Here is a 15878-nt window from a genome sequence, read left to right on the forward strand (position 1 = left end):
TATGTAAAAACAGGGGGTCTCTCCAACAAAAAAAGCCGACTTGATTGTCGGCCACTTTCCCTTACCATCCGCTGCCCGATGTATTGGGGTACGAATTTGAGGGAACCGTATTTGTCGGTGTAGTACTTGACGGACTGTTTGTGGTTGGAGTTGTGTTTGTACCGGATTGAGTTGTTGTGTTTGTACCGGATTGAGTTGTTGTGTTTGTACCGGATTGAGTTGTTGTGTTTGTACCGGATTGAGTTGTTGTGGATGTTGGATCACCGGGAGCCTGGTTCACCGGAATTTGGCTGCCAGATTCGGGCGGCGTTGATGTCCCGCTTTCAGAATTCCCTGAACCGGATGTTGAGGTTCCGTTCGAAATCGGGTATGAGCTAGTATTCGAATTTTGAACAGGCGTTTCATTTGTTTGGGTTTGCAAACTTCGATTGTACTCGGGATATTTTTGAGAGTTGCCTGAAAAAGTTGAGTCAGTACTTTTGTTTTCCTGGTCAAAACGATTCTCTTTATATGTTCCGTGGTCTGACTTATTTTTTTGATCGTTTGACCGATCGTTGTTCTGCCTTTTTTCCTCGTCACTTCCCTGCGTGGCCGGAAGCTCTGTTTGGAATCCAAAGGGAACAAAAAACTTGTCTATGGCAAGCCCCGCTTTTTGCAAAACTCTTGCGGTCGACTCGGAACCGTCAGCGTTATTGCCGAAGTCTAAATTAACTCCTTGTTGTTGCGCTTCTTGGGCAAGAATGAATTTATTGACAGAAACTCCTTGTTCTTTGGCTTTGTAATATAAGTGTCGGTCAACTAGATTCACTTTCAAAAACCCACTTATATGAGATTGCAAGGTTTCTAAGATTAGAATCTCAAGAGACTTGGAATCGACTGCGGTTCCTCCATTCTGTAGTTGTGTAACGGAAACCATAATCAAATTTTCTTTTTCATTCTTGATATACCCAAGTTCCATTGAATTTTTCAGGATGTCCGGGATCGCTTCATTCAACACCTTTTTTTCCAAATGCAGACCGTTAAGCAACGTCTCTGCATCTTTATTCAGAGGTACGAACCGTACAACGCGATTTTCCGAATCCAAAAACAATTCGAGACTCGGATTGATATCGATCGCCACCACGCGAGAATATTGTGGCTGAACCTTTCCCCACAAAGTTGAGCCTAAAACGAGAAGAAACACAGCGGCTACCACAGAAAACCAATATAGTGAAAAACTTTTTTTCTGGCGCAAAGAAACCGTGATTCGTTCGCCAACACCGGGAATCTGTGCCGGTAGAGGAAGATTACGAAATTTCCCGTCATCACACATGACTACCATATATCGATCGGTAATTTTCATGACCAGTCCCTTAGTTTCACGCATTATGAACCCTTCTTTCCAAATCAGGGAATAGAATCGAGGCTTTCAAATGAGGAAGATCATCCGAGAGCAAAATTACAATAAGAGCCACTAAATACTTCCTTCCTCGTTCCACCGTTTTACGACTGACCTGTACAAAGGAGAGCATTTGTTTAAGAGGCAATTGCTTGGTATTTGTAAAATATTCCACCAAATGAGGGTATTTGATAAAATCATGAGCGATTTGAACCAGGCTCGCCCTGGCATCCACGCGACCGGGAGAAGACTCTTCCAGCTCTTCAAGCCGAATCCCGAATGCTTCCAACCGTTCACAATATATCTGTATTTCTTCCATTCTCTCCCGGATGAGTTGCTGTTCATTGTAGTTCTCCCACGCTAGTTTGATTTCGGCAGGATTCATCTCATATTCTAGGCCTCCCTCATCTTGAGACACGTCATCCAAACTGACAGCAACCTGTCGACGACCCTCTTGGCGGAAATAATCAATCAGCCGTGATTGGATAATCATTTTGGAATAGGAATAAAAGTTGCCATTCAGCGATTTTTCGTACCGGTCAATTGCCTCATTAAACGCGATAAGGCCCACACTCATTTCATCCTCGTTCCAAGTAACCTTTCTCTTACAAATATTGGAAGTGGCTTTTTCAATAAAGTCTTTACTTTTTTGAATGAGTTCTTGGCGACTGTATTCATCGCCTTGCCTAGCTTTCCTGAGCAAGTCCCCAAGAAACGGCTCCTCCAGCATCCGGTACACCTCCACCTATCAGCTATGAACGTATAATACGTATGAACCGAGATGTAACTGTCCGTACCCTACTCTATTACGTCAAAAAACGACAAGTTCATGTATCTGTGGTTAATACAATAGTTCCAAGGCTCCACCCACACAAACGAAAATTCCTACCGGTTTTCGACTCCGGACGGAATAGTAAAATATTTGCTTAAATCAAGCCCGACTCCGCACCTCAAAGATCGCAAACTTCAAGTAATGACCTTCTTCCACCCCCAGAATTTCCGGGTGATCCTTGCCCGCTCCGCTCCAATGGACAAGCCTCAGGATTTTCTTCGCATCCATGGCGGCGTCCTGAATGACTTCCCGGAACAATTCCGGTTTCATGTGATAAGAGCAACTGGCCGTTACCAGGAACCCGCCGTCGCGGACCAACTTCATACCGTTGAGGTTAATGTCTTTGTAGCCTCTGCATGCCCCTTCCACCGCGCCTTTTGTCTTGGCGAAGGCGGGGGGATCCAGAATCACCACGTCCCATTGGCTGCCAAGCCGCACCTGCTCCCTCAGGTAATCAAACGCGTTTGCCACCACAAATTGCACCCTATGCAGAAACCCATTCATTGTTACATTGCGTTTGGCCGTTTCAATGGCAAGTTCGGAGATGTCCAGACAAGTCACTTTCCTGGCTCCGTGTTTGCAGGCGTTAAGGGCAAAAGACCCCGTATGAGAGAAGCATTCCAGTACATCTGCACCGTCCCAGAACGGATTCTTGATGATCTTGCCCCTGCGGTCAACAGGCCTGAAGACGATTTTGCCCTGTTCATCCACTTCTTCCGTCGGCTGCAAAGCGATTCCGTGCCCTGCCCCCCAGCCGGTCATCAGCGGCGCAATGGCAGCCCGATTCTCCCTCTGATCAAAGAAAAATCCGGTCTTCTGCCCCTCGACAATATCCACGACATAGCGAAGGCCGTTTTCCACAATCTCCACTTCCCCCGGCGTTTCTCCCCAGACCGGTCCTGTCCGCTGCTCCAATCCTTCCAATTCCCTCACGGGGACATCGCTGCGCTCATAGATTCCCTTAGGCTCCATTACCTTGACCAATGCCTGTATCAGCTGTTCCCGCCTGACTTCCATGCCGAGGGAGAGGATTTGGATAACAAGCACATCCGCAAACTTGTCCACCACCACTCCCGGCAGGAAATCCGCTTCTCCATAAATCAGACGGCAGGCGTTCGTATCCTCAAGCAGACGTCTGCGGTACTCCCACGCCTCCCTTACACGTTTCTCAAAGAACAATTTGTCGATCTCTTCTTGCGGGTTGTAAGTCCATACCCGAACTGCAATCTGGGAATTCGGGTTGAATGATCCTTTTGCCAAAAAGTGACCCGAGTGGTTCACGATCTCCACAATGTCTCCCGGCCGGGCGTCTCCCTCCACACGCTCAATTTCACTTTGAAACACCCAGGGATGTCCCTGCTTGAGCCGCTTTTTTCGATTTCGTTTCAAAAACACTTTTGCCATGCCGATTCTATCCTCCGAATGCATGTCTTCTTTCGGACATGCGTGCATAGGTATGTACAAGATTGCCATAAAACTTAGTCTACCCTACGGAGGATTGTTATGTATAGTTCTCTTGTGATGCTTCTGGTCGGATTGGCGGGCTTTCTATGCGGGATCTGGATTCTGCGTTATGGGCTGGAACGGATGGCCATGGAACGTCTGCCGGAAATCCTGAAGCGGTTTGTGAAGACTCCAACGCGGGGGCTTGTTACCGGAGCCGTTGTTTCTGCTTTGCTGCACAGTTCGGCGGCTGTTACTGTGATTACGATAGGATTTGTTTCTGCCGGGGCGATGACGTTTGCCGATTCACTCGGAATCATTCTGGGTTCGAATATCGGAACGACAATGACCACACAAATCATCGCCTGGAATCCGGACGATTTGATTGTGCCTTGCGTCGTCATCGGGGTCATCTTGTGGTTTGTTTTGAAAGAGAAGAAAAGATATATAGGCCTTGCCACATTCGGGTTTGGCGGAACCTTGTTTGCTTTGAATCTGATGATTGCCGCATTGGCTCCTCTGGGAGAAACCGAGTGGTTCCGGGAGATCCTCCAGACCGCTTCCCGGAATCCGATTTACGGCGTGTTGGCAGGGACTGTCCTTACAGCCCTCGTACAAAGCTCAACCGCTACTACCGCATTGACAATAGCAATGGCCTCCCAGGGGCTTATCGCTCTCCCGGGCGCCATCTCCATCATACTTGGGAATAATATTGGAACTTGTATTACTGCAGTTCTGGCTTCCATCGGAAGCCCGTTACCCGCGAAACGGGTTGCGGTTGCACATGTTGTTCTTAACGTAGCGGGCGTTTTGGCTTTCTTGCCCATCCTTGATACATTCGCGAAAATCGTGAAAGTATTCAGTCCGTCCCTGCCGATTCAAGTTGCAACGGCTCATACCTTGTTCAACATCTTCTCGTCTCTGGCTGTCTGGCCATTCACGAGGGCTTTCGCGTCCTTGATTGAGTGGATGGTGCCGGGGCGGAGGGGTAGGTAAAGCAAGCATGGCTGCCGAGTTGGACGCGATTGAACCCAGGATGATTTTGGGACAGCCATGATATTCTTTCTTATAACACGCCGAATTGCTCATCCCGCAAGTCAGTGATAAACATATGTCCCGGGGCGTGAGTAATCATCAGCTCGGGTTTTACTTGCATCGCTACAGCTTGGGGAGTTACCCCGCATGCCCAAAAGACAGGAACTTCACCTTCTTTAATTGTGACAGGGTCGCCGAAGTCAGGTTTATGAAGATCTTGAATTCCTATCGATTCGGGGTTGCCGATATGGACCGGAGCTCCATGAACCGCCGGGAAACGGGACGTTACCTGAACGGCGCGGACCACATCTTTTTCAGGAATCGGACGCATGCTGACCACCATCGGACCTTCAAACCGCCCCGCTTTTACACAGGGAATGTTCGTCTTGTACATTGCCACATTGCACTCCTCTTCAATGTGCCGAACCGGGATCCCGTTGTTCATCAACGCTTGCTCGAATGTAAAACTGCACCCGAGCAGAAACGCCACCATATCGTCTTCCCAATACTGAACAATATCCGTCACTTCCTCCACAAGTTCTCCGTGTCTGTAAATTCGATACTTCGGCAGATCGGTACGCAAATCGGCTCCGGGAGCCACCAAGCGCGGCACAGGAGAACCCGGTTCGGTTACATCGAGCACCGGACAAGGCTTCGGGTTGCGCTGACAGAACAGGAGAAACTCAAACGCTAGATCTTTTTTCAAAATCGCCATGTTCGCCTGGGTATAACCGTTTGCCATTCCGGAAGTGGGCCGGACCAATTCGTTTCGGCGGATCAAAGCACGAACTTCAGCAGGTGTCATGTTTGCAACGCTCATTTCCCTCTCCCCCTCTTTTGCAGGCAGGAACCCCAAATCGTCGGGGCTCCCTGAACCATAAAAGAAACTTTACTTAAATAACTTTGGTATTTCTGTGGTCAGCGTAACACCACTCAAATAGGCCATGACGGCTACTACCAGAACGCCAAAAATCGTTAACCAGACCGGATGCTTGTAATTGCCGACAATCTTGCTCTTATATGCTGCAACTAACATAATGCCGAGCGAAAGCGGCAGAATCAGACCATTTAACGCCCCGACCAAAATGAGAGTTTTCACAGGACGACCGATGGTAACGAACACAATGGTAGACACTACAATAAATCCTACAATTACCCACTTGTGGTATTTTTCAATCGTTTGGCTGAAGGTTCTGATGAACGATACAGATGTATATGCCGCACCGACCACAGAGGTGATCGCTGCCGCCCACATCACAATTCCAAACACCTTATACCCAATGTCACCAGCAGCAAGTTTGAATACGGAAGCCGGAGGATTCGACATGTCCAGCTTCAGCCCGGCAGCTACAACACCAAGGGCAGCCAGGAACAGTACGATACGCATCACGGCTGTTATCAAAATACCGGAGACTGAACTTCTTGTTACCTGAGGAAGATTGTCGATCCCTTTCACCCCTGCATCCAGCAAACGGTGGCCGCCGGCAAACGTGATGTATCCTCCGACCGTCCCTCCCACCAGTGTAACGATTGCCATGAAGAACGCTTTCATTTTGTCTTCCGGCACCTCAGGCACAAAGGATCTGGCCACTGCTTCTCCCACCGGAGGGGCAGAAGTAAATGCGACGTATAAGGTCAGTCCGATCATGACAAACCCCAGAATCTGAGCAAAACGGTCCATCACTTTTCCGGCTTCTCTAACCAAGAAGATCCCGATTGCAATAATTGCACTCAGAATCGCACCGGTCTCTGCGCTGATGCCAAACAGGACATTAAATCCAAGCCCGGCTCCCGCCACGTTTCCGATGTTAAACGCGAGACCCCCCATGACGATCAATAAGGCCAGAAGATAACCCAGTCCCGGAATCACCATGTTGGCAATGTCTTGTGCACGTCTCTCCGATACCGCAATAATCCGCCAAATGTTCATTTGGGCACCGATATCGAGAATAATGGAGGCAAGAATGACAAAGCCAAAACTTGCAGCAAACTGTGCCGTGAACGTGGCAGTCTGAGTCAAGAAGCCCGGACCGATAGCCGAGGTCGCCATCAGAAATGCGGCCCCCAGCAGAAGGCTCCAGTTGAATCTCTTTTCCAATCATAATCCTCCTCTCAAACTCTAAACTTACTTTTATTTGTATCTAACCGCCTGAACAGTCACGCCTTGAATTTCAAGGAGTTCCCGGATCTGACGGGCAAACACCAGCGCGTACGGGCCGTCGCCGTGGATGCAGACCGTATCCGCTTTGATCGCAACATCGACCCCTTGCTGAGAAAGAACTTTCCCTTCCTTCACCATGCGGACAACCTGTTGCACCGCTTTGTCATGATCGGTGAGGAGTGCGTCCGGTTGCCGGCGCGAAGTAAGCGTACCGTCTTGCTGATAAGTTCTGTCGGCAAATACTTCGTTTGCGGTTCGGAGTCCGATTGCCTCTCCCGCTTTGACAAGCTCGCTGCCGGAAAGTCCGAAGAGGATCAATTCCGGATCCACTTTGTAAACCGCTTCCGCGATTGCCTTCGATAATTCCGGGCTTTTTGCGGCCATGTTATACAAGGCGCCATGCGGCTTTACGTGCTGCATGGAAGCGCCTTCCGCCTTTACAAATCCGTAGAGAGAACCGATTTGATAGACCACCATGTCATATGCTTCCTGCGGCGAGATGTCCATGTTCCTACGCCCAAACCCGGCCAGATCGGGCAGTCCGGGGTGCGCTCCGATACCGACCCCTTTTTCAAGGGCATGCTTGACAGTCTTTCGCATCGTTGCCGGATCCCCCGCATGAAACCCGCATGCGATATTCGCTGAAGTCACAAAACTGAGGATTTCCTCGTCAGTACCCATCTTATAGGCACCAAAACTTTCCCCCATGTCACAGTTCAAATCCACCCGGTACATTCGAATCCCTCCAACCCGAATTAATGTCTAAGTGCGATGCCCTGCTTCAAAAGATGAATCTCCATCTCCCGCAGCCGGTAAAGTTCCTGCGCTTCATCGATCGACACTTCTTGGAAACGCACCTTCTCACCCGGTTTCACCTGTGCAATGATCGGAAGATCGACGGTAATCACCTGGGCGATTTTTGGATAACCGCCTGTGGTTTGCCTGTCTGCCAGCAGTACGATCGGATTTCCTTCCGGAGGCACCTGCACCGTTCCGGCCGCCACCGCTTCCGAGATTAATTCCATCGGTTCCGACAGGCTCAATTTGGGTCCGGTCAGGCGATATCCCATCCGATCTGACTGTGGAGTCACCTGAAACTCACTTGCAAAAATCTGCTCCCTGCTGTCCGCGGAAAAAAGTTCAAACTGGCCGCCCCTTATCACACGGATCACCGGATCTTTTCCGTAAGCGGGAAGGATGTCCGTGCTTATAGTCCACTCGCTGCTGGAAAACCCTAGAGTACCGGCTGCTTCCGAAAGCTGTCTGATTCTTCTTTTGGCTTGTTCAGAGGGAGGACGAAGGTTGAGTACATCCCCTTCCTTCAGGGCGCGCCCCTGAAGGCCACCGATTCCCGCACGGAGATATGTGCTGCAACTCCCCATGACTTTCGGAATGTCAAATCCGCCCGCCACTGCAAGGTATGCCCGACAGCCTGCCACGGGCGTTCCGAATTGAAGCACGCTCCCCTGCTTCACATAAACGGGACGCCATTCCGCGACCGGATGGCCGTTAATCTTGGGAGATAAGCTGGCTCCGCAAATCGATATCAGTGAATCCTTCTCAAACAGAAGGGAAGGCCCCATCATGGTAATTTCCAGTGCCCCTTCACCTTCTTCGTTGCCCACCAGCAAATTCGCTGTTCGAAGGGCAAACGGGTCCATGGCACCGCTTACTATGACCCCGTGTTTTTGCAATCCGAACCTTCCAAGATCCTGAATGGAAGTAAGCAGTCCCGGACGAATCACTTTCAAACTCATCGGGCATCCTCCTTCCAGGTCTTGTATTCCTCGCGGGAGATCGGACGGAAACGAACGATGTCTCCGGCTTGCAAAAGGCTTGGAGGGTTATCATCCGGACGAAACAGTGCTATCGGCGTCCTTCCGATTAACTGCCATCCGCCTGGTGTCTCAATCGGATACACGCCGGTCTGCATCCCCGCTATCCCTACCGTACCTGCCGGAATGGACAAGCGAGGCGAAGGTCTTCTCGGTGTCGCAATCCGTTCCGACATGCCACCGATATAGGGAAATCCGGGGGCAAACCCGATCATATAAACGAGGTACTCACCGCTTGAATGAATTTCAATCACATCACTGGTTGTAAGCCCGTTATGTTCCGCTACAAACTCCAGATCAGGCCCAAATTCTCCACCATAGAGAACAGGAATCTCCACTGTCCGTGGTTGGAGATCCTGTGTTTCTACAAGCTCTGAGACGATTTGTTCCAGCACGAAACACACTGTTCTGTAGTTCGTTCGGCAAGGATCGTAAAACACGGATACAGTGGTAAATGCGGGAATGTATTCGACCATCCCGGGAAACGGATGCCGATCCAGATAAGCGGCCAAGGCTCTTACCTTACGATGCGTTTCCAGATTTATGGTTTGACCGAATTGAACAACTATGGCGGAATCTCCTAGTGGAATCAGTTCTATGGATGAAACGCTCTGCACCCTCTCACCTCCGCAAAAGTTCCCTGCCGGATGCGTCAGGATGGTTCCCGGGTCCTGGCCATCCCAGTTTGTGTGAAATTTCATTGGCTGCAAGTATCACCTTTTCAATCAACGTCGGTAATTGTTCTTCCTGAAAACGCGCCTCAGGGCCCACAATACTGAGGCCAGCCACTGCCTGTCCCGTGTGGTTAAAGATTGGTGCTCCAACCGCAGAAGTATGATTATGGAGCTCAGAATGACTGATCGAATAACCTGTCTTTCTCGATTCCAGCAATACGGATCTCAGTCGATCAGGATCTGTAATCGTTCCGAAACCAATTGGCTTAAGTTCAACCTCTTTCAGATACTGCTCGCGTTCATGTTCAGGCAGAAAGGCTAACAAGATGCGCGGACAGGCCCCTGCGTACATGGGGGCTCTTCGTCCTATTCTTGTGTAAACTCGCACAGGTTCGGTCGTATCCACTTTCTCGATATAGATCGCTTCATTCCCATCCCGAACGATTAAATTAACGGCTTCCCCAACCTCGTCCCGAAGCCTCGTCATAACAGGCAGTGCCACATGCCGAATATCCAACCGTTCAGCCACCAACTGACCAAATTGAAGAAACAACAATCCGAGCGAATATTTTCCTTCGTCATCTTTCACAAGAAATCCCATTTCTTCAAGGGATCCCATCATACGATGCACGGAAGACTTGGGACTCCCGGATAATTTCACCATTTCATTCAGACTCAATCTGGCGTTTGTTAGAAAAAGGTTGAGCAGTTCCATTGTTTTGACGACCGTTTTGTTTTTATGTTGCACGGCGCTCCCTCGTTCCGAATTTCGGAACAACCATTCCGAATATTATTTATCTGTACATAAATATACAATTTACCGAATAAAAGAACAATAGTAAAAATACGAAAAAAAACGGCCTACCCAATAGGTAGGCCACCTCCGCTTATATCCCTGCAAAGCTTACTCTGTCTTAATACCCCGGACCGGCACCTTGTCCGCCCTGCACAATCGCAACCGATGCGCTGGCGCCGATTCGAGTGGCACCGGCCTGCAGCATCGCCAGTGCATCCTCCCTGGTTCGAACTCCTCCGGATGCTTTCACACCCATCTTGGGTCCGACAGTCAACCTCATCAGTTCAATGTCTTCCCTTGTTGCGCCACCCGTACTGAATCCAGTGGATGTTTTGACATAATCGGCTCCCGCATGCCTGGAAATTATGCATGCAGCAATCTTCTCTTCGTCAGTCAGAAGAGATGTTTCAATAATGACTTTGACAAGTGCCCGTCCTTTGCATGCATGTACAACTTGCTTTATGTCCTCCAGAACAGCCCTGTATTCTCCCGCCTTAAGAAGGCCAATGGGAATGACCATATCCACCTCAGTTGCACCGTTTGCCACTGCATTCTCCGTTTCAAAAGCCTTTGTCTCTGAGGTGGCGGCTCCCAAAGGAAATCCTATTACTGTGCAAACCTTTACATCGCTTTCTCTCAATTCGGCTGCCGCAAGCGGCACGAACACCGGGTTCACGCAAACGGACGCAAAGCCGTGCTGCTTGGCTTCCCCGCAAATTTTCCTGATCTGTTCCGGGGTTGCTTCCGGTTTGAGCAGTGTATGGTCAATGGAAGATGCCAATTGTTCCTCAGATAAGGGGACAAAATCCCCCTCATCCACATAGACAGGACCGATCACCGTTTCAAGCTGGTTGCGTATGGAATCAATCTTCCGCTTCATGCCTTGTCTCCTTTCAACCTCTTCACTGCGCGCTCCAGAATTATGTTGTTGTTATCATACCCTCGTTCCGAATGAATTGTAAGTACATGCTCGAGCGGAAACCAGAATACGTCGCGAATCTCCTCAATCTGAGCCTTGGTCTCACCGGACACCGCTTCCATCAAATAGTATGTAACTTCTTTGGTAACAGATCCTCTTCCAGGCACATCAAATTGAAACGAGATTACGCCAAGCGGATCTCCGATGATTTGCGCTTCAATGCCCGTCTCTTCCCGGACTTCCCGAAGAGCGGCTTGCTTCTCCGTCTCCCCCTCTTCCAGGTGGCCTTTGGGAAGCGTCATTTTATTAAAACGATCGTGGATCAGAAGCACTTCAATCTGACCGTCCGTTTGCCTATATACGACCCCTCCTGCCGAGTATTCCTTCATTCCGTCACCTCCGTATCAAATCATTATACGGCAGCGAACGCCGGATGACAACGAAAGCTGGCAAATCGGCATACAATCGAAAAAGCATAGGTTCCGGAACCTATGCTTTGACCATATCAAGCGGGATCAGATCGACAAATTGGCTGTCACCCGAAACTGCCGTTCTCAAAGTCAGTTGTTTGACGAAAGTGCCTTCCGACACATCCGCTTTTGCCCGTTCCAGACGAACCTGGACAATTTGCCCCAGCATGTCCGGATGCCCCTGAAACGCGATCTTGATATAGTTGTCGGAGAATCCTTCAAGCAAACCGTCCTGATTGATATCTTCCGGGATCATCTCAAGAACCTGGCCAACATACTTATTGGAGTAGTCCACTTGCAGCCGGTCAGCCAGTTCAATCAACTTCGCTACACGGGCTTCTTTGACAGCTTCCGGCACCTGGTCCTTGTACTTCGCAGCGGGTGTTCCCTTTCTTTGCGAATAAGGAAACACATGCAGATCCGAAAACTGCTGCTCTCTGATAAAATCGTATGTCTCCGCAAAATGCTCGTCCGTTTCGCCCGGGAAACCGACAATCACGTCACTGGTAACTGCCAGATCGGGCAGTGCCTTGCGCAGTTCCACCAGCTTTGCCGCAAATTCCTCCACGGTATACTTGCGGTTCATCCGGTCCAGGATATAGTTCGAGCCAGCCTGCAGCGGGATGTGCAAGTGGCGGCATACTTTCTCTGAACGTGCCAGAACCTGCAGCATCTTGTCGTCGATCTCACTGGCTTCGATCGAGGAAATTCGAATCCGGCTGAGACCTTCCACCTTCTCCAGATCGACCAGCAAGTCCGCAAGGGTATATCCTTCCAGGTCGTCTCCATATCCACCCGTATGAATTCCGGAAAGAACAATTTCGTGGTAGCCCGCGTCAACCAGCTTCCTGGCCTGCAGGATTACGTTTTCCGGCTTGCGGCTGCGAATAAACCCACGGGAATAAGGAATGATGCAGAATGTGCAGAAGTTGTTGCAGCCTTCCTGAATCTTGAGGAAAGCCCGGGTGTGTCCTTGAAACTCAGGCACATCCAGTTCTTCAAATTCCCGTTGGGAACGGACGGAAGATACAAACTTCAGGGGTTTCTTTTCTTCCTGAACCTTCTCCACCAGATCCACGATCCGGTCCCGGTGCTGGGTGCCAATCACGAGATCAACGCCCGGAATCTCCAGGATCTCATCCGGTGCCATCTGAGCATAGCACCCTGTAACAACAACTGTTGCGTTCTCATTGCGGCGGATCGCCCGGCGAATCATCTGCCTGGACTTTTTGTCCCCGGTATCCGTAACTGTACAAGTGTTAATTACATAGATATCCGCAATATCGTTAAAATCAACCTGGGTGTATCCCCGTTGCCTGAACAGGTTCCAGATCGCTTCCGTATCGTAAGAGTTCACTTTGCAACCCAGTGTATGAAACGCAACTGTAGACATTTTTCTCACCCTCCCATCTGTCCAAAATGGTATAAAATCATCGCGGCGGCTACCGGCCCCGCTGTTTCGGTTCTTAAGATCCGCGGACCTAAAGTAATGACACGCGCTCCAGATTGTGTCGCAACTGCAACTTCCTCCGGATCCAATCCTCCCTCGGGTCCGACGATCAAAGCGATCGAACCGCCGGTATCGGATACTCCACCTGCATGGCGGTCAAGTTCCTGACGCAGGCCATGAGGGGTTTCCCCTTCATAGGCCAGCAGGATCAAATCAAAGGAGGCAGCCTTTTGTGCCAACCATTGGCGAAACGGCTGCACTTCCTCAATCATGGGGATCACAGTCCGGTGAGCCTGCTCCGCCGCCTCTTTGGCGATCCGCTGCCAGCGGTCCCTGCGCTTGCTTTCTTTCTTTGCATCATATTGCACGATTGTGCGGGCGGTTTCCACCGGAACGAAATGGGTGATTCCGACTTCCGTCCCTTTTTGCACAATCAGATCCATTTTATCACCTTTCGGCAGTCCTTGGACCAACGTAAGTTTTACCTCAGGTTCCACATTTTCCTGCAGCGGTTTGATGATATCGCCAACCGCCGCATCTTGACCCAATTCCGTTAACCTTACCAGGTAGGACCGTCCCGTCCCATCGGCACAAATGACTTGCGCGCCGGGCTGCATGCGGAGCACCCGGGTGATGTGCTTTACGTCATCTCCGGTGATTCTTACCCGTTCATCTTGAATTGCATCGGGAGAAACAAAGTATCTCTGCATGACTCCGTCCCCCGGTTTAACTGACCGGTTTGATGGCTACCAGAACCGCCCAGTCATTCTCTTCTACAACTTCCTTCATCTTGAAACCGTACTGTTCCATCTGATCCATGACCCAATTTGCTTTCTCTCTAATTATACCCGATGCAATAAAAATGCCGTTGTTGTCAAGAACTTTGTAAGCATCTGGAATCATACGGGCAACGATATCGGCTAGAATATTGGCTACGACCAGTGAAAAGGAGCCCTCCACACCTGTCAGCAAATCGTTGGTTCGAACGGAAACCCGGTTTTCCTCATGATTTTGTGCCACGTTCTCCTTCGCGACTTTGACGGCAACAGGATCCAGGTCCAGGGCCAATACATGTTCTGCACCCAGTTTGGCCGCCGCAATGGATAAAACGGCGGTGCCGGTTCCTACATCCACCACTCGGGCACCAGCAGGCATCCATTTCTCAAGCATACGCAGACAAAGAACTGTCGTCGGATGGGTGCCTGTACCAAAAGCCATGCCCGGATCAAGTTCGATGATTTGTTCACCGGGAGCGGGCGTATAATTTTCCCAAGTCGGTTTAATGGTTAAGCGTTCTGTCACCCGAACAGGCTTAAAAAATTGTTTCCACGCGTTGGCCCAATCTTCCTCGTCGACCTCGCGTGTTTCTACATCGCCGCGTCCGGGATCGAGGCCATACTCTTTAAAAGAATCGAGTTCTTTCTTAATGTGCTCCACGAAAGAACTTATGTCAACCAGTTCCGAAAAATAGGCCGATACGCGCGCTCCTTCCTTCGGAAGCAGGTCATCCGTTACCTCATACCAGTTACCGTAAGGGTTTCTCCGAACGCCTTCAATGTCGTTCGGATCTTCGATTGCCACGCCGGCAGCGCCGAGTCTCGTCAAAAGTTCGGACACCGCTTCGCTGGCTTCCGGAGTTGTCCAAACCGCTATTTCGGTCCATTTCATAGGAAGTCCCCCTTACCCGGTGTGCAAAAAGCCAAACTACATCATACCTGAACGAAGACACAAAATCAAATCACAGCAAAAAGGCATCCCGTCTGCGGGATGCACCTTATCCTTATTCGGTTTGTAAAGTGGTTTCTTTATGATCGTGAAGTTCGCCCTTTTTTACATGTACCCGAACGTTGTATGCGCCTGCCTCAGTCAGTACAACGGGAACACCGTATTCCCCCGGAGTTTGCTCCATCGCGGCTGTATAGTCGTGTTTTTCGGCGTTGGTCTTCCAGTACTCAAAATGGACATCGGCGCCTGTAAAAGGTTTGTGATCCTGCTGCAACCGGACCTTAAGAACCGTTTCCTGATTGACTTTCACTTTGGGGTTCAAATTGAATTGGATTTCAAGCCCCAAATTGCCATGGTGCTCATCATGAGCCGGTTGTGGTGGATTCGGGGATGCGGAAACCGCACCCACTTGAAAATCAAATGTCGGCATTTGATGGATCTCGCTGGTGGTTGTATGGATCGTTGCATGATAGGATCCTGCTGCCGCAAATGTCTGCTTGGTAACGTAACCGCCTTTGTTGTCAGGTGCTGCTTTCAGTTTTTGGTGTTGTTCCTCGCCATCCCGCCAGATTTCCATCTCCACATCCGCGTCTTTCACCGGCTCCGCACCTTTGGCAACGGTGGCAATCAGTTTCGTTTCCTGACCGACCTGGATCTCCTTCGGGTCCGTTACAAACTGGATTGTCAGTTTCTGAGGTGCAGTACGGGGTTGTTCCTTGTTGTTATCACTGTTCTTGCCGCCGCATCCGGTTACTAACAGTATACTTGCAAGCAAGATGGTGAAAATTTTTTGCTTATAAATCATTTCCATTTCGCATCCTTCTGGTTATGGTTGGAACTACCCGTCTATTTTATCAAAATGGAGAGGGAAATGGAAATTTAAGCATTTAGGACTCCGGTTTACTGAAGTGATTATCAGCAAAAATAACAACTGTCAGATGCGATTATGAAAGTGAGGTTGGCAATTTGAAATTACTTCCAGGTACTATATAAACTCATTTATGTCGAAATAGATTTCACCTCGTCGTGGAAATTTCAATATCCGATGGTTACCCTAGAAATCATTAAACTGAACGACTACCGGCTAAAGCCGGTAGGTTCCTCTGAGCGACTGAAAGTCGCTGTTCAGGCTAAAGCCTGCTGAAAAGCAACCGGTGGCT

The 15878-nt window shown here is 49.8% G+C and carries 16 protein-coding genes; 1 reads left to right on the forward strand and 15 read right to left on the reverse strand.

Annotation, left to right across the window (positions count from 1 at the left end; genetic code table 11):
* Positions 1-61: 61 nt before the first annotated feature.
* From EFBL_RS17165 to EFBL_RS17175, 3 genes are all read right to left on the reverse strand, one after another.
* A complete protein-coding gene (locus tag EFBL_RS17165) occupies positions 62-1366 on the reverse strand; it encodes an anti-sigma factor domain-containing protein (protein WP_096183444.1) in 1305 nt (434 codons plus the stop codon).
* Positions 1359-2108 carry a sigma factor gene (locus EFBL_RS17170; protein WP_096183446.1) on the reverse strand — a complete coding sequence of 250 codons (750 nt, stop codon included), beginning with the start codon at positions 2106-2108 and terminating at the stop codon, positions 1359-1361. Before EFBL_RS17170 ends, EFBL_RS17165 begins: the two co-directional genes overlap by 8 nt.
* 201 nt (positions 2109-2309) lie before the next feature.
* On the reverse strand, positions 2310-3614 hold the full coding sequence (locus EFBL_RS17175) for a class I SAM-dependent rRNA methyltransferase (RefSeq protein WP_096183448.1): 1305 nt from the start codon (positions 3612-3614) through the stop codon (positions 2310-2312).
* Positions 3615-3713: 99 nt separating this feature from the next.
* Between EFBL_RS17175 and EFBL_RS17180 the strand changes: the two genes are divergently transcribed.
* Positions 3714-4649, forward strand: a complete 936-nt coding sequence (locus EFBL_RS17180) for a Na/Pi cotransporter family protein (RefSeq protein ID WP_096183450.1) — start codon at positions 3714-3716, stop codon at positions 4647-4649.
* A 70-nt stretch (positions 4650-4719) separates the two neighbouring features.
* Here the strand turns inward: EFBL_RS17180 and EFBL_RS17185 are convergent, their stop codons facing one another.
* The 12 genes from EFBL_RS17185 to EFBL_RS17240 form a co-directional block, all read right to left on the reverse strand.
* Positions 4720-5508, reverse strand: a complete 789-nt coding sequence (locus EFBL_RS17185) for a putative hydro-lyase (protein ID WP_096183452.1) — start codon at positions 5506-5508, stop codon at positions 4720-4722.
* A gap of 69 nt (positions 5509-5577) precedes the next feature.
* A complete protein-coding gene (locus tag EFBL_RS17190) occupies positions 5578-6738 on the reverse strand; it encodes an NRAMP family divalent metal transporter (RefSeq protein ID WP_096183474.1) in 1161 nt (386 codons plus the stop codon).
* A gap of 81 nt (positions 6739-6819) precedes the next feature.
* Positions 6820-7584: a 5-oxoprolinase subunit PpxA gene (pxpA, locus tag EFBL_RS17195; RefSeq protein WP_096183454.1), complete on the reverse strand. Its 765-nt coding sequence runs from the start codon at positions 7582-7584 to the stop codon at positions 6820-6822.
* 20 nt (positions 7585-7604) lie between these two features.
* Positions 7605-8606, reverse strand: a complete 1002-nt coding sequence (locus tag EFBL_RS17200; RefSeq protein ID WP_096183456.1) for a 5-oxoprolinase subunit C family protein — start codon at positions 8604-8606, stop codon at positions 7605-7607.
* A complete protein-coding gene (gene pxpB / locus EFBL_RS17205; protein ID WP_231705857.1) occupies positions 8603-9301 on the reverse strand; it encodes a 5-oxoprolinase subunit PxpB in 699 nt (232 codons plus the stop codon). Before pxpB ends, EFBL_RS17200 begins: the two co-directional genes overlap by 4 nt.
* Before the next feature lie 4 nt (positions 9302-9305).
* Positions 9306-10106 (reverse strand): IclR family transcriptional regulator, encoded by an 801-nt coding sequence (locus tag EFBL_RS17210; RefSeq protein WP_172899738.1) that lies wholly within the window; start codon positions 10104-10106, stop codon positions 9306-9308.
* Positions 10107-10272: 166 nt separating this feature from the next.
* Positions 10273-11034 (reverse strand): deoxyribose-phosphate aldolase, encoded by a 762-nt coding sequence (gene deoC, locus EFBL_RS17215; RefSeq protein ID WP_096183460.1) that lies wholly within the window; start codon positions 11032-11034, stop codon positions 10273-10275.
* The gene (locus EFBL_RS17220; protein ID WP_096183462.1) at positions 11031-11462 is read right to left on the reverse strand and encodes an NUDIX hydrolase; all 432 of its coding nucleotides are present in this window, start codon (positions 11460-11462) and stop codon (positions 11031-11033) included. The genes deoC and EFBL_RS17220 overlap by 4 nt, the downstream gene beginning before the upstream one ends.
* A gap of 100 nt (positions 11463-11562) precedes the next feature.
* On the reverse strand, positions 11563-12936 hold the full coding sequence (mtaB, locus tag EFBL_RS17225) for a tRNA (N(6)-L-threonylcarbamoyladenosine(37)-C(2))-methylthiotransferase MtaB (RefSeq protein ID WP_096183464.1): 1374 nt from the start codon (positions 12934-12936) through the stop codon (positions 11563-11565).
* A gap of 5 nt (positions 12937-12941) precedes the next feature.
* On the reverse strand, positions 12942-13703 hold the full coding sequence (locus tag EFBL_RS17230; protein WP_096183466.1) for a 16S rRNA (uracil(1498)-N(3))-methyltransferase: 762 nt from the start codon (positions 13701-13703) through the stop codon (positions 12942-12944).
* 16 nt (positions 13704-13719) lie between these two features.
* Entirely contained in the window at positions 13720-14661 is a 942-nt protein-coding gene (gene prmA, locus EFBL_RS17235) for a 50S ribosomal protein L11 methyltransferase (RefSeq protein WP_096183468.1), read from the reverse strand.
* A gap of 112 nt (positions 14662-14773) precedes the next feature.
* Positions 14774-15529 (reverse strand): FixH family protein, encoded by a 756-nt coding sequence (locus EFBL_RS17240; RefSeq protein WP_096183470.1) that lies wholly within the window; start codon positions 15527-15529, stop codon positions 14774-14776.
* Positions 15530-15878 lie beyond the last annotated feature (349 nt).

Origin of the sequence: Effusibacillus lacus, from assembly GCF_002335525.1 — a bacterium.
Taxonomy (GTDB): Bacteria; Bacillota; Bacilli; order Tumebacillales; family Effusibacillaceae; genus Effusibacillus; species Effusibacillus lacus.

What these genes read in the sequence shown, in the direction of transcription:
- EFBL_RS17165 (WP_096183444.1), bottom strand. Translation starts at nt 1,366, where the DNA reads ATGCGTGAAACTAAGGGACTGGTCATGAAAATTACCGATCGATATATG.
- EFBL_RS17170 (WP_096183446.1), bottom strand. Translation starts at nt 2,108, where the DNA reads ATGCTGGAGGAGCCGTTTCTTGGGGACTTGCTCAGGAAAGCTAGGCAA.
- EFBL_RS17175 (WP_096183448.1), bottom strand. Translation starts at nt 3,614, where the DNA reads ATGGCAAAAGTGTTTTTGAAACGAAATCGAAAAAAGCGGCTCAAGCAG.
- EFBL_RS17180 (WP_096183450.1), top strand. Translation starts at nt 3,714, where the DNA reads ATGTATAGTTCTCTTGTGATGCTTCTGGTCGGATTGGCGGGCTTTCTA.
- EFBL_RS17185 (WP_096183452.1), bottom strand. Translation starts at nt 5,508, where the DNA reads ATGAGCGTTGCAAACATGACACCTGCTGAAGTTCGTGCTTTGATCCGC.
- EFBL_RS17190 (WP_096183474.1), bottom strand. Translation starts at nt 6,738, where the DNA reads ATGGCGACCTCGGCTATCGGTCCGGGCTTCTTGACTCAGACTGCCACG.
- pxpA (WP_096183454.1), bottom strand. Translation starts at nt 7,584, where the DNA reads ATGTACCGGGTGGATTTGAACTGTGACATGGGGGAAAGTTTTGGTGCC.
- EFBL_RS17200 (WP_096183456.1), bottom strand. Translation starts at nt 8,606, where the DNA reads ATGAGTTTGAAAGTGATTCGTCCGGGACTGCTTACTTCCATTCAGGAT.
- deoC (WP_096183460.1), bottom strand. Translation starts at nt 11,034, where the DNA reads ATGAAGCGGAAGATTGATTCCATACGCAACCAGCTTGAAACGGTGATC.
- EFBL_RS17220 (WP_096183462.1), bottom strand. Translation starts at nt 11,462, where the DNA reads ATGAAGGAATACTCGGCAGGAGGGGTCGTATATAGGCAAACGGACGGT.
- mtaB (WP_096183464.1), bottom strand. Translation starts at nt 12,936, where the DNA reads ATGTCTACAGTTGCGTTTCATACACTGGGTTGCAAAGTGAACTCTTAC.
- EFBL_RS17230 (WP_096183466.1), bottom strand. Translation starts at nt 13,703, where the DNA reads ATGCAGAGATACTTTGTTTCTCCCGATGCAATTCAAGATGAACGGGTA.
- prmA (WP_096183468.1), bottom strand. Translation starts at nt 14,661, where the DNA reads ATGAAATGGACCGAAATAGCGGTTTGGACAACTCCGGAAGCCAGCGAA.
- EFBL_RS17240 (WP_096183470.1), bottom strand. Translation starts at nt 15,529, where the DNA reads ATGGAAATGATTTATAAGCAAAAAATTTTCACCATCTTGCTTGCAAGT.